This is a genomic window from Arsenicicoccus bolidensis DSM 15745, assembly GCF_000426385.1.
In the GTDB taxonomy this organism is placed as follows: Bacteria; Actinomycetota; Actinomycetes; order Actinomycetales; family Dermatophilaceae; genus Arsenicicoccus; species Arsenicicoccus bolidensis.
The window spans coordinates 25,051-38,230 of the sequence record NZ_AUFG01000007.1 but is presented as its reverse complement, the minus strand read 5'-3'; the positions used below and the strand labels follow the sequence as shown (position 1 = coordinate 38,230).

Sequence of the window (13,180 nt, the reverse complement as noted above, 5' to 3'; positions counted from 1 at the left end):
CCATGACCTATCTCGCCGTGTGGCTGCTGGCGCTGGGAGCCGGCGACCTGGCGCGCCCCGGCGCGGAGCTCGGGGGTCGGCGGCCCTCGTGGCTGCCAGTCCTGGTCTCCGTCCCCGTGGCCGTGCTGTCCTGGCCCCTGCTCGGGCAGCGTGGCGGCTGGCACCTGCTCGCACTGCTCGGGATCGTGCTGCTGCTCGTCGTGTGGGCCCGCTCGTCGGCGGCCGCCGTGAGCAGCGGGCTCCGGGCACGCGACCACGGCGACGGCGAGGGCGACGGCGACGACCGCGCCCACGACCCCTCGGCCGCGGCCGCCGCTCTGCTGCGGAGCGCCGGACGGCACCGGCTGGTGGCCGGCGCCTCCCTCCTGGTGGGACTCGTGGCACTCTTCGCGCTGGCCGGGGTCGACGCCGCCGCCGGTGGGCCGCTGGCCCGGTGGTGGGGCTCGCTCGGCCTGCCCCGGCTCGGCCGGGTGCCGCTCGACCGCGCGCTGATGGTCCTCGCCGTGATGCTGGCGCAGATCGGCACCGGCAACGTCGTCGTGCGTCTCGTCCTCGACGCGGCCGGCGCGCACAGCCAGCCCGGGGTCCTGCGCGGCGGGCGCTGGCTGGGCCCGATGGAGCGTGTCTTCGTCGTCGGGCTCGCCCTCGCGGGCCAGGCGACCGCAGCCTCCGTCGTCATCGCCGCCAAGGGGATCCTGCGCTTCCCCGAGCTGCAGGACCAGCGCGGGCCGGGTCAACGGATCGACGTCGTGACCGAGTACTTCCTCCTGGGCAGCTTCACCTCGTGGCTGGTGGCTCTCGGGTGCGCCCTGCTCGCGCTCTGACCAGGCGCGCCGGGCCGATCGGGGCCCACGCCCCGGGCCATGCGTGACAATGGCGTCCATGAGTGGAGACATCGTCCTCGCCAACCGGTACCGCCTGGAGCGCCAGATCGGCCGCGGCGGGATGGGCCAGGTCTGGTCTGCCGTCGACACCCGGCTGCAACGCCGGGTGGCCGTCAAGACGGTCGACCTGGCGGCCACCGGCGACGAGGTGGCGGCCGAGAGGTTCCAGCAGGAGGCCCACGCCACCGCGGCGCTGTCCCACCCCAACATCGTCACGATCTTCGACAACGGCGTCGACGGCCACACGGCCTATCTCGTCATGGAGCTGCTGAGCGGGCCCAGCCTCGACGAGCTGGTCCGCGACCAGGGGCCGCTCCCGGTCGACCGGGCGCTCGCCTACACCCAGGAGGTGGCCTCCGCCCTCGGCGCCGCGCACCGGGCGGGCGTCGTGCACCGTGACGTCAAGCCCAGCAACCTCATGCTCGACGAGCGCGGCACCCTCAAGATGGTGGACTTCGGGATCGCCCGCCTGGACCAGGCTCGCACCAGCCAGCTGACGGCGACCGCCACGGTCATCGGCAGCGCGCCATACCTGTCTCCGGAGCAGGCCACCGGCGGGACGGCCACCCCGCAGAGCGACCTGTACTCCCTCGGCTGCGTCCTCATGACCCTGCTGACCAGCGAGCCGCCGTTCGAGGGCGAGCACCCTCTGTCGATCCTGCACCACCACCTGAGCACGCCCCCGCCGCTGCCGTCCGAGCGCCGCCCCGGGGTGCCGCAGGCCGTCGACGACCTGGTCGCCCAGCTGCTGGCCAAGTCGCCCCAGGACCGACCCGCCAGCGCCGCTGACGTCGCCGGCCGGATCGCTGCCATCCGCCGCGGCGCCGCGCCCTCCACGACGGTGCTGCCGGTCGCCGGAGCCGCGGCGGCCGCCACCACCGTGCTCCCTCCCGCGGTGCGGGCCCCCGAGCCCGCACCGCGCACGGTCACGCAGGCCACGGCCTACCGTGACGAGCCCGACCGCCCGCGGCGCCGCGGCATGGGGGCGCTGTGGGTGATGCTCCTCCTGCTGGCGGCGACGGTCGGTGCCCTGTGGTGGTTCGTGCTCCGGGGGACCGGCCCCTCGACCGACACGCCCACCGTCCCGACCCCCACGGCGACGAGCACCACCGCCCGCACGACCGCCCCCACGAGGACGACCTCGGCCCCGACGGTGACCGTCACGCAGACCCCCACCCAGAGGCCGACCTCCAGTGCCCCGACGACCCCGACGCAGGAGCCGACGACCCCGACCGAGCAGCCGACGACCCCGACCGAGCAGCCGTCGACCCCGACCGAGGAGCCCAGCGACCCGGCGCCGACCTGGACCGGTTCGGCCTCCGCGGCCGCGTCGACGCTGGGCGACGTCGTCCAGGGTGCGCAGCTGTCCGGGTCCTCGGGCAAGGACGCGTCCAAGAGCCTGCGCTCGCTCGACAAGGCCATCCGTCAGCAGGATGCCGGTGCCGCGCGCGCGGCGCTGGGTGAGCTGAGCGGCGCGGTCCAGAGCAGTGTCCAGGACGGGTCGGTCTCCAGCGAGACCGCGCAGTCCATCACGTCGGCGGCCGACGTCGTGGCCGGCGCGCTCCCCGCCGCCTGACGCTGCTGAAGGCCTCAAGTGCCGCTGCTCCGAGTTGCGGGCGGCAGGTGCGATCCTGACGACGTGGCACCACCAGTCGGCGGCCTGAGCGCCGTGGCCCTGAGGGCCGTCCATCGCAACGAGGCGACGGTCACCCTCGTCGTGCGACTCACCGCGCGCCTCTGGCTGCTGGTGGGGACGTGGGGGTGGGCCGACACCCCCGGCGCTGGGCCTTGCTGGCCCTGTGCGTGGTCCACGACCTGTGGCTGTGGTCGCGGCTGCGGGCCGGGCGCGGCCCCGGGGTCCGGTGGCGAGTGGCGGCGGACCTCGTCGACGCGACGGTGTGGTCGCTGCTGGGCTGGGCGCACTACCCCCACACGGCCGCCGTGATGGTCGTGATCCCGCTCGTCGCCTTCGTGTCGGCGCGGCGCCTGTCGACCGGCCTGGTGCTGACCGCCGTGACGATCGGCGTGACGGCGGCCGCGAGGTCGCTGGTCGGCTCGGAGCCCTACCTGGTGGTCACCACGGGGTTCGTGCTGATCGGCGTGCTGCTCGGCCGGTCCCTCGTGTGGCTCGTCGCCGAGGAGGTCCGGCGTCACGAGGCCCTCGTCGAGCGCTCGGCGCAGGCGTCGCTGGCCGCCGCCCGCCTGGCGGGGCGCAACGCCGTCGTGACGGGGGTCGGTGCGGAGGCCATCGACCAGCTGCAGGTGACCATCTTCGCCCTGGGAGGCGCCGGGGTGGACGAGGCGACCGAGCTGCGCAAGGCCGTGTCCCAGCACAAGCAGCAGCTCGGCCGGGCGACCCGCGCCGAGGCCTACTACCTGCGGGACGCCTGCGACGTCTACTCCCAGGCCACCCGGTCCAGCGAGCCCGACGCCTCGCGCTTCACCTTCTTCGACGTCGACCCGTCGGCCGGCACGGTCGTCGTGAGCCGGTCTCAGGCGCGCCTGCTGTGGCAGCACCTCGCCGGACGCGGAGGTGGGGTCGTCCGGGTCCGGAGCGCGACGGTCGGCCCGAACGGGGAGGTCTCGGTGCAGGTCGACGACGAGACCGTCGTGCTGCCCGCGGTGGACGGGCAGCCGCTGTCCCTGTCGGTGACGGCGGCCGGCGTGGCGGCGATGGCGGCATACGTGCTGATCCTCGCGGTGCCCCAGCACTCCGTCGTGCCGGCGGCGATCGCGCTGCCCGTCGCCGCGCTCCTGCTCCTCTCCACGGTGGTCGCCCATCGGGTCCTGCGCCGCTGGGGACCGCCGGGGAACCCCTGGTGGCCCTGAGCGGTGCCGTGCCGATAGCCTGCCTCGGGGGACTCTGGTTCGCCGGTCACGGGCCGCGCGGGCCGGAGGACATGATGCTCAACATGCCGATGGTGGGGTGGGCGATGATGCTTGGTCTCGTCGTGCGGCCGCGACGGGCCGTCCTGGCCTGCCGCGCCGCACTGGTGCTCGGCCTCGTGCTGACCGCTCTGGCGACCGAGGGCACCCTGAGGTTCGCGATCCCCGAGCTCGTGTGGCCGCTCATGGCCTATGTGGGGTCGCAGTGCGTCAGCCGCACCCTGGACGACGCGTGCAACGAGGTCCAGGTCGAGGCCCGCGCCCAGGCGCAGGCCCGCACCGAGGCGGCCCGACGTGCGGCGGCCGGTGCCGAGCTCGACTACCTCACGACGGTCGTGGAGCAGGGGCAGCGACTGGTCGCCGGGGCTGACGCCGGGGAGCTGCGCGAGGGGGTCGCGGACGACCTGCGCCGGGTGAGCAGGCTGCTCGCCGAGACCCGCGCGAGGCTGGCATGAGGACGGGCGGGCGCGGATGAGGATCGTGATCGTCGACGACAGCCCGAGCGTCCGGGACGCCCGTCAGCTGTGGTTGCGGGAGGCGACCGACGCCCAGGTCGACGCCCTCGACTTCGAGGGTGCCCTCGCGCTCGGCACCCGCTGGGGGCAGGTCGACATCGCCGTGCTCGACGGGCACGACCGCAGGTCTCCCGAGCGCCGGGCCGCGGCGGCGCGGCGCTCGGGCGTGGACTCGATCCCGGCGCACGACCACTTCCCGGGCGCGCGGCTCGCGCAGGAGGTGCGCCGGCACACTCCCGCCGGCGTCACCAGCATCATCCTGATCAGCGCCTACGCCCGAGAGAACGAGCTGATCTCGCGCCGGATCGTGCAGGCGGGGGTCGACTACGTCTTCGACCACTTCGAGGTCGACCAGGACCGTGAGACCTTCGTGCGGGCGGTGACCCAGCCCTGGACGTTCTCCTCGCGCCGGGCCTCGATCGACTGGGCGGCCCAGGGCTACGAGCGCGCCCCCGACGTGCAGGCGGCCATCGACATCGCCGAGTCGTCGCCGGTCGCCGACATGGTGCTCAACGACGAGGCGCACGCCGCGCACCACCGACCCCGAGTGAGCACCCCTCAAAAGGTGGGCGTCGCACTTGAGTGCCGGGCGGGATGTCATGGTGCTGCGCCGGGGCCGCGCCGACGAGGGGGATGCGCGGCCCCAGGCGCACGCAGGCGGGGGGAGCCGCAGCGAGAACGACGAAGCCGCACCCCGGTCGGGATGCGGCTTGCTGGTGGCCAGGGGCGGGGTCGAACCGCCGACCTTCCGATTTTCAGTCGGACGCTCGTACCAACTGAGCTACCTGGCCTCGCGACATCCTCAAGATATCGCGAAGTCTCTCCCGAGGGAGAGACTGGCGACCCCGACCGGGCTCGAACCGGCGACCTCCGCCGTGACAGGGCGGCGCGCTAACCAACTGCGCTACGGGGCCAAAGGGTGAGGAGTGACTACCTCAAGCACTCCGACAACTCGCTGGCCGTGACCAACTTGTCCATCGTACATGCTCTGTATCCCCAACGGGATTCGAACCCGTGCTACCGCCGTGAAAGGGCGGGGTCCTAGGCCGCTAGACGATGGGGACCCGAATCTCTCGGGCCCTCTGCCGCTAGCGCTCTAGTAGCTCGAGCCCGTCGAGGACTCCGAAAGCATAGGGGACGGCGGCGGAGAACTCCTAATCGGGTCGGAGTCAGCGTCGAGCGGCCCACTCCAGCAGGCGATCTCGCGGCCAGGTGGTGACGATGCGCTCGGCTGGGACCCCGAGGTGCCAGGCCCGCTCGGCCCCCAGCTGCTGGAAGTCCAGCTGCCCCGGCGCGTGCGCGTCGGTGTCGACCGCGAACAGGCACCCGGCGTCCAGCGCCAGCGTGATCAGGTCGTCCGGCGGATCCTGCCGCTCCGGCCGGGAGTTGATCTCGACCGCGACGTCGTGGGCGGCGCACGCCTCGAAGACGACGCGGGCGTCGAACGACGACTGCGGCCGCTTGCCTCGGCCTCCGGTGACGAGCCGGCCCGTGCAGTGCCCCAGCACGTTGGTGCGCGGGTTGCTGACGGCCGCGACCATGCGGCGCGTCATCGCGGCGGACTCCATCTTGAGCTTGGAGTGCACCGAGGCGACCACCACGTCGAGCTCTTCGAGCAGGTCGGGCTCCTGGTCGAGCGATCCGTCGTCGAGGATGTCGACCTCGATCCCCGACAGCAGCCGGAAGCTGCCGGGCACGATCTGGTTGGCACCGGCGACCACCTGGAGCTGCTTGCGCAGACGCTCGGGCGACAGGCCGTTGGCGACCTTGAGGCGGGGGGAGTGGTCCGTGAGCACCTGGTACTCCCGCCCCAGCTCGACCGCGGTCATCACCATCTCGTCGATGGGGGACCCGCCGTCCGACCAGTCAGAGTGGCTGTGCAGGTCGCCGCGCTGCAGGACGACGAGCTCCTGGCCGTCGCGGGCCAGGGGTGCGGACTCGCGCTCCTCGAGCTGGGCGAGGTAGACGGGCTCCTCGCCGCGCAGCACCGCCTGCGCGATCGCCTCGCTGCCCTTGCCGATCCCGGGCAGGTCCTGCAGCGTCCCGGCAGCGGCGCGGGTCGTCAGCTCGTCGTCGCCGAGCGCCCCCAGCGTGGCCGCGGCCCCGCGGAAGGCCTTGATGCGGTAGCTGGACTCCAGCGCCCGCTCGAGCAGGAACGAGATGCGGCGCAGGGCCAGGACGACCCCGGCGGCGTCGGGGGTCAGGGTGTCGGCGATCGGCTCGGCGGAGGCGGAGCCGTGGCGTTGGGGTCCGGTGGCGGCGGGCTTCGGCATACGGCCATCGTCGCACCGCAGGGGGTGGCTTGGCCGAGGTGGCGCGGGTCACCTACGGTCAGGGCATGGCACTGAGCGTCTTCGACCTCTTCTCGATCGGTATCGGGCCGTCGAGCTCGCACACGGTGGGCCCGATGCGCGCGGCGCTGATGTTCGTCCGGTCGCTGGAGGCGGACGGGCAGCTCGACCGGGTCACGAGCCTGCGGGTCGAGCTCTACGGGTCGCTGGGCGCGACGGGCCACGGCCACGGCAGCGACAAGGCGGTCCTGCTCGGGCTGTCCGGAGAGGCGCCGGAGCTCGTCGACCCCCGCGCCGTCGAGGGCCGTCTCGCGCACATGCGCGCGACCAAGCGGCTGGCGCTGCTGGGACGCCACGAGATCGACTTCGACGAGGCCACCGACCTCGTCATGCACCGGACCCGGTCCCTGCCCGGTCACTCCAACGGCATGACCTGCGAGGCCGTCGTCGAGGGGCTGGAGGAGCCGGTGCAGCGCACCTACTACTCGGTGGGTGGCGGCTTCGTGGTGGTCGAGGACGGGTCCGGCGGCCACCGGATCGTCGAGGACGAGACCCCGGTCGCGCACGAGTTCCGGACCGGTGACGAGCTGCTCGCGGTCTGCGCGGAGACCGGCCGCTCGATCGCCCAGGTCATGCTCGACAACGAGCGCGCCTGGCGCAGCGAGGCCGAGGTCAGGGCGGGGCTCCTGGAGATCTGGCGCGTCATGCAGGAGTGCGTGGACAACGGCATCACCACCGAGGGGGTGCTCCCGGGTGGGCTGCGGGTCCGTCGGCGCGCCCCCGAGCTGGCGCTGCGACTCGCCCTCGAGGAGGGCAACGTCGACCCGCTGCGGGGGCTCGACTGGATCACCCTCTACGCCCTCGCCGTCAACGAGGAGAACGCCGCCGGCGGACGCGTCGTCACCGCGCCGACCAACGGCGCCGCCGGGATCATCCCCGCTGTCCTGCACTACTACGTGCGGTTCGTGCCGGGTGCCGACGACCTGGGGGTGGTCCGCTTCCTGCTGACCGCGGCGGCGATCGGCATGATCATCAAGGAGGGGGCCTCGATCTCCGGCGCCGAGGTGGGGTGCCAGGGCGAGGTGGGCTCCGCCTGCGCGATGGCCGCGGCCGGCCTGGCGGCGGTGCTCGGCGGGACGCCCGGACAGGTCGAGAACGCCGCCGAGATCGGGATGGAGCACAACCTCGGCCTCACCTGCGACCCCGTCGGCGGGCTCGTCCAGATCCCCTGCATCGAGCGCAACGCCGTCGCGGCGGTCAAGGCCGTCACGGCGGCCCGCACCGCGCTGCGCGGCGACGGGACGCACATCGTCTCGCTGGACAAGGTCGTCAAGACCATGCGCGAGACGGGCGCCGACATGAAGGTGAAGTACAAGGAGACGGCCCGAGGCGGCCTCGCGGTCAACGTCATCGAGTGCTGACCCGGCACGCCCCGGCTCGGTGCGCTTGGATGGTCGTATGACGAACGCCTACCGCCCCGCGCAGGACCGTTACGACGGCGACATGCTCTATCGACGCTGCGGGCGCAGCGGCCTGCGGCTCCCTGTCATCTCGCTCGGTCTGTGGCAGAACTTCGGCACGGACCGGCCGCGCGAGACCCAGCGGGCCATCCTGCGGCGCGCCTTCGACCGCGGCGTGACGCACTTCGACCTGGCCAACAACTACGGGCCGCCCTACGGCCAGGCCGAGATCCACATGGGGGAGTACCTCCGCGACGACTTCGCCGGGCTCCGCGACGAGCTCGTCATCTCCACCAAGGCGGGCTACGACATGTGGCCGGGCCCCTACGGGCAGGGCGGTGGCGCCCGCAAGTACGTCCTCGCCAGCCTGGACCAGTCCCTGCAGCGGCTCGGCCTGGACTACGTCGACATCTTCTACAGCCACCGCTTCGACCCGGAGACGCCGGTCGAGGAGACGATGATGGCGCTGGACCACGCCGTGCGGTCGGGCAAGGCGCTCTACGTCGGGATCTCGTCATACTCCGCGGCCAAGACCCGGGAGGCCGCCGAGATCGCGCGGGACCTCGGCACCCCGCTGCTCATCCACCAGCCGTCGTACTCGATGCTCAACCGGTGGATCGAGGAGGATCTGCTGGATGAGCTGGAAAGGCAGGGTATGGGGTGTATTGCGTTCACCGCACTGGCCCAAGGCCTGCTCACGGAGCGTTATCTCGACGGGGTTCCGGACGACAGCCGGGCAGCGCGGGCGGGGTCGAGCCTGTCGACGGACCAGCTCTCGGACCAGACCCTGCGGCACGTCCGGGCGCTGGCCGGTGTGGCGCAGCGACGCGGGACGTCCCTGTCCCAGCTGGCTCTGGCCTGGGTGCTGCGCGACCCCCGGATGACGTCGACGCTGGTCGGGGCCTCCAGCGTGGAGCAGCTCGACCAGAACCTCGACGCCCTGCGGCATCTCGACCTCACCCCCGAGGAGCTCGAGGAGATCGATCGCGACGCCGTCGACGCCGGCATCAACCTGTGGGCACGATCCTCGCAAGCGTGACGGCGAAGGACGTCCTGGGACATCCCGGGCACTACGCTGCGGGGTCGATAACTACTCTCCGCGCACGGATTGGCGCATCCTTGTGAGAAAAACCGGCTCACCCGTCAGGCTCCCGGCGGCGCACCTAGAGTCATGAGTGGCCGTGATCTCCCCGAGATCTCGAAGGGGGGTGCCGCCGCACCTGGTGCGACGGGCTCGGAGGTCGGGGGAGAGACGTGACCGTCCCGACGTCGGGACGTCCCTGTCGGTGGGGCGCGGCTGGCCCGGGCACCGGATGGTGCCGGGCGTTCTCGTCCGAGAGAAAGAAGCAGAGCACGTGACTGTCGACCACGCACAGCCAGCAGGAGCCGGGGGCGCTCCCGTGGACGTCTCCCAGATCCCCGTCGTCATCCTCTGCGGTGGCCAGGGCACCCGCATCCGCGAGGCGAGCGAGAAGCTGCCCAAGCCGATGATCGAGATCGGCGAGAAGCCGATCGTCTGGCACATCATGAAGACCTACTACGAGCACGGCTTCCGCAACTTCGTCCTGTGCCTGGGCTACAAGTCCGACGTCATCAAGAGCTACTTCCTGGACCGGCGCCGCCTCTCGGCCGACGTGGTCCTGCGACCCGGCGCGGAGCCGGAGTTCGTCGGTGGCGAGGAGATCGAGGAGGACTGGACCATCACGCTGGTCGAGACCGGCCTCGACGCCGGGACCGGCGGTCGCGTCAAGCTCGTGAGCAAGTACCTCGACGCACCCTGGTTCATGCTGACCTACGGCGACGGCATCGGTGACATCGACATCAGCGCGGAGGTCCAGCACGCCGTGCGCATGGACAAGATGGCCTGCGTGACCGGCGTCCACCCCGCGAGCCGCTACGGCGAGATGCACGTGGACGACAAGGGCGAGATGGTCACCGAGTTCAACGAGAAGCCCACCCTCGCGACCGGCTGGGTCAGCGGCGGCTTCTTCATGATGAAGCGGGAGTTCGTGGACCGCTACCTCGCCGACATCGACGAGGAGGACATGCTCGAGAAGAAGCCCCTGCAGCAGGTCTCGCGCGACGGCGAGCTCGCCGTCTACGAGCACGAGGGCTTCTGGATGGGCATGGACACCTTCCGCGACTGGAAGGAACTCAACGGCTTGTGGGACGCCGACAAGGCTCCCTGGAAGATCTGGAAGGGCTGACACACATGAAGGTTCTGGTCACTGGTACCGAGGGCTACCTCGGCTGTCTCGTCGCCGCGGAGCTCATCCGCGACGGCCACGACGTCACGGGCGTCGACACGGGCTTCTACGCCCAGGGATGGCTCTACAACGGCGTCGACCTCGGCGCCAAGACGCTCCGCAAGGACATCCGCAACCTGACCGTCGAGGACGTCCGCGGCCACGACGCGATCGTGCACATGGCCGAGCTGTCCAACGACCCGCTGGGCGCGCTGATCCCCAACGTCACCTACGACGTCAACCACAAGGGATCGGTCAAGCTGGCCGAGCTGGCCAAGCAGGCCGGCGTCTCCCGGTTCGTCTACATGTCCTCCTGCTCGGTCTACGGCGTCGCCGACGGTGTCGTCGACGAGCAGTCCCAGGTCAACCCGCAGACGGCCTACGCCGAGTGCAAGGCCATGGTCGAGCGCGACGTCCTGCCGATGGGTGACGACAACTTCTCGCCCACGTTCATGCGCAACGCCACCGCCTACGGTGCCTCCCCGCGCATGCGCTTCGACATCGTGCTCAACAACCTGTCGGGCCTCGCCTACACCACCAAGAAGATCGCGATGACCTCGGACGGCACCCCGTGGCGTCCCCTGGTCCACGCCCTCGACATCGCCAAGTCGATCCGCTGCGCCATCACCGCGCCGCGCGAGGCCGTGCACCAGCAGATCTTCAACGTCGGCAAGACCGAGCACAACTGGCGCGTCCGCGAGATCGCCGAGATCGTCGGCGCGGCCTTCCCGGGCTGCGAGGTCACCTTCGGCGACAACGCCGGGGACAACCGCTCCTACAAGGTCAACTTCGACAAGATCGCGTCGCAGCTGCCGGGCTACGCGAGCGACTGGGACGCCGAGCGTGGCGCCCAGCAGCTCGCCGAGGTCTTCACGACCATCGACCTGGACGAGGCGACCTTCACCGGTCGCGGCCACACGCGCCTGAAGCAGCTGGAGCACCTCATGCGCACCAAGCAGATCGACGACCAGATGTTCTGGACCAAGCCTGCGGGGAGCATCGTCTGATGGAGTTCCGCACCTTCGACATCGAGGGCCCTGCCCTGATCGACCTCAAGCTCCTGCAGGACGAGCGAGGCTTCTTCGCCCGGACCTTCTGCACCCAGGAGTTCGAGGACGCCGGTCTCACCCCGGCCGTGATCCAGTGCAACATGTCCTACAACTACAAGGCCGGCACGATCCGCGGCATGCACCAGCAGATCGACCCGGCCCCCGAGGCCAAGCTGGTCCGCTGCATCCGCGGCCGCATCCTCGACGTCATCGTCGACATGCGCCCCGAGAGCCCGACCTACCTGCAGCACGTCAAGGTCGAGCTCACGGCGGACAACCGTCAGGCGCTGTACGTGCCCGAGTACTTCGCGCACGGCTACCTGACGCTCGAGGACGACTGCGAGGTGACCTACCAGGTCTCGCACGCCTACACGCCCAACACCGAGCGCGGCTTCCGCCACGACGACCCGGCGTTCGGGATCGACTGGGGCCGCGAGGTCGAGGTCATCTCGGACAAGGACGCGGCCTGGCCGCTCTTCGCCGAGCGCGACGACGTCGAGAAGCCCGCGACGCTCCCGGCCCCGCGCCAGGCGCAGCTCAAGGAGGATGCATGATCATCGTCGACACCGCCCTGGCCCAGCGCGAGGCCGAGGGCAACCCGATCCGCGTCGCCCTCGTGGGCGCCGGGTTCATGGGTCGCGGCTTCGTCAACCAGGTCACCAACTCGGTGCCCGGCATGGTCGTCGCCGCCATCGTCAACCGCACCCAGGCCAACGCCGAGCGCGCCTACACCGAGGCCGGGACCTCGGAGTGGGAGGTCTGCGAGGACGCCACGGCCGTCGACGCCGCGGTCGAGGCCGGCAAGGCCGTGATCACGAGCGACCACAAGGCCGTCACCGAGGCCGGGTCCATCGACGCGATCGTCGAGGCCACCGGCGCGGTGGAGTACGGCGCGCACGTCGTCGCCGACGCCATCGAGGGCGGCAAGCACGTGGTGCTGCTCAACGCCGAGGTCGACGGGACCGTGGGCTACGCGCTCAAGCAGCGGGCGCTGGCCAAGGGCGTCATCATCACGGGCTGCGACGGCGACCAGCCGGGCGTCCAGATGAACCTCTACCGCTTCGTGAAGTCCATCGGGCTCACGCCGCTGGTCATGGGCAACATCAAGGGCCTGCAGGACGAGTACCGCAACCCGACCACCCAGGAGGGGTTCGCCAAGCAGTGGGGCCAGGACCCCTACATGGTGACGAGCTTCGCGGACGGCACCAAGGTGTCCTTCGAGCAGGCGCTGGTCGCCAACGCCACGGGCATGACGGTCGAGAAGCGTGGCCTCAAGGGCGCCGACCACCGTGAGCACATCGACACGGCGACCAAGCTCTACGACGTCGAGCAGCTCAAGGAGCTCGGTGGCGTCGTGGACTACGTCGTGGGCGCCCAGCCGGGTCCCGGCGTGTACTGCTTCGCGACCCACGACGACCCCAAGCAGCAGCACTACCTCAAGCTCTACAAGCTGGGTGACGGGCCCCTGTACTCCTTCTACACGCCGTACCACCTGTGCCACTTCGAGGTGCCGCTGACCGTCGCGCGCGCCGTCCTCTTCGGGGACTACGCGATCACCCCGGCCGGGAAGCCCACCGTCGAGGTCATCACGGTCGCCAAGCGCGACCTCAAGGCCGGCGACACGATCGACGGTCTCGGCGGCTACGACACCTACGGCCAGTGCGAGGCCGCGGGCGTCACCGCCGACGAGGGCCTGCTGCCTATGGGCGTCGCCGAGGGCTGCGTCCTCAGGCGCGACGTCAAGAAGGACGAGTACTTCACCTACGCGGACGTCGAGCTGCCGCAGGGCCGACTCGTCGACGCGCTGCGCGAGGAGCAGGCCTCCCTGGCCTGACGACTCACTCCGTAT

Annotated in this window: 11 protein-coding genes and 3 tRNA genes; 10 read left to right on the top strand and 4 right to left on the bottom strand. The window is 71.3% G+C overall.

The features are described 5' to 3' along the window. The first annotated feature begins 2 nt into the window (after positions 1 to 2). From K313_RS0105645 to K313_RS0105630, 4 genes are all read left to right on the top strand, one after another. Positions 3 to 824, top strand: coding sequence for a hypothetical protein (locus K313_RS0105645; RefSeq protein ID WP_029210777.1), 822 nt, complete (start codon positions 3 to 5; stop codon positions 822 to 824). A 58-nt stretch (positions 825 to 882) separates the two neighbouring features. After that, complete coding sequence (locus tag K313_RS22130; RefSeq protein ID WP_169516826.1) at positions 883 to 2,460, top strand: protein kinase domain-containing protein; 1,578 nt, start codon at positions 883 to 885, stop codon at positions 2,458 to 2,460. A 185-nt stretch (positions 2,461 to 2,645) separates the two neighbouring features. Further along, entirely contained in the window at positions 2,646 to 3,713 is a 1,068-nt protein-coding gene (locus K313_RS0105635; RefSeq protein ID WP_156911161.1) for a hypothetical protein, read from the top strand. An 8-nt stretch (positions 3,714 to 3,721) separates the two neighbouring features. Next, positions 3,722 to 4,225, top strand: a complete 504-nt coding sequence (locus K313_RS0105630) for a hypothetical protein (RefSeq protein ID WP_156911159.1) — start codon at positions 3,722 to 3,724, stop codon at positions 4,223 to 4,225. 774 nt (positions 4,226 to 4,999) lie between these two features. On the opposite strand, the gene K313_RS0105625 is transcribed toward K313_RS0105630, so the two are convergent. The 4 genes from K313_RS0105625 to K313_RS0105610 form a co-directional block, all read right to left on the bottom strand. Continuing rightward, positions 5,000 to 5,076 (bottom strand) — tRNA-Phe (locus K313_RS0105625). A gap of 46 nt (positions 5,077 to 5,122) precedes the next feature. After that, positions 5,123 to 5,199 (bottom strand) — tRNA-Asp (locus K313_RS0105620). 77 nt (positions 5,200 to 5,276) lie between these two features. After that, a tRNA-Glu gene (locus K313_RS0105615) sits at positions 5,277 to 5,349 on the bottom strand. A 105-nt stretch (positions 5,350 to 5,454) separates the two neighbouring features. Further along, the gene (locus K313_RS0105610; protein ID WP_029210773.1) at positions 5,455 to 6,558 is read right to left on the bottom strand and encodes a PHP domain-containing protein; all 1,104 of its coding nucleotides are present in this window, start codon (positions 6,556 to 6,558) and stop codon (positions 5,455 to 5,457) included. 65 nt (positions 6,559 to 6,623) lie between these two features. Here K313_RS0105610 and K313_RS0105605 point away from each other — a divergent pair, with 65 nt between their 5' ends. The 6 genes from K313_RS0105605 to K313_RS20170 all read left to right on the top strand — a co-directional run bounded on the left by K313_RS0105605 (position 6,624) and on the right by K313_RS20170 (position 13,165). Then, positions 6,624 to 7,997, top strand: a complete 1,374-nt coding sequence (locus K313_RS0105605; protein ID WP_029210772.1) for an L-serine ammonia-lyase — start codon at positions 6,624 to 6,626, stop codon at positions 7,995 to 7,997. Between the two features lie 37 nt (positions 7,998 to 8,034). Continuing rightward, the gene (gene mgrA / locus K313_RS0105600) at positions 8,035 to 9,075 is read left to right on the top strand and encodes an L-glyceraldehyde 3-phosphate reductase (RefSeq protein ID WP_029210771.1); all 1,041 of its coding nucleotides are present in this window, start codon (positions 8,035 to 8,037) and stop codon (positions 9,073 to 9,075) included. 316 nt (positions 9,076 to 9,391) lie between these two features. Beyond that, entirely contained in the window at positions 9,392 to 10,243 is an 852-nt protein-coding gene (locus K313_RS0105595; RefSeq protein ID WP_051274011.1) for a sugar phosphate nucleotidyltransferase, read from the top strand. A 5-nt stretch (positions 10,244 to 10,248) separates the two neighbouring features. After that, a complete protein-coding gene (locus tag K313_RS0105590; RefSeq protein ID WP_019284946.1) occupies positions 10,249 to 11,289 on the top strand; it encodes an NAD-dependent epimerase/dehydratase family protein in 1,041 nt (346 codons plus the stop codon). Next, positions 11,289 to 11,885, top strand: a complete 597-nt coding sequence (gene rfbC, locus K313_RS0105585) for a dTDP-4-dehydrorhamnose 3,5-epimerase (protein ID WP_029210770.1) — start codon at positions 11,289 to 11,291, stop codon at positions 11,883 to 11,885. The genes K313_RS0105590 and rfbC overlap by 1 nt, the downstream gene beginning before the upstream one ends. Then, entirely contained in the window at positions 11,882 to 13,165 is a 1,284-nt protein-coding gene (locus K313_RS20170) for an NAD(P)H-dependent oxidoreductase (protein ID WP_034251971.1), read from the top strand. Before rfbC ends, K313_RS20170 begins: the two co-directional genes overlap by 4 nt. Positions 13,166 to 13,180 lie beyond the last annotated feature (15 nt).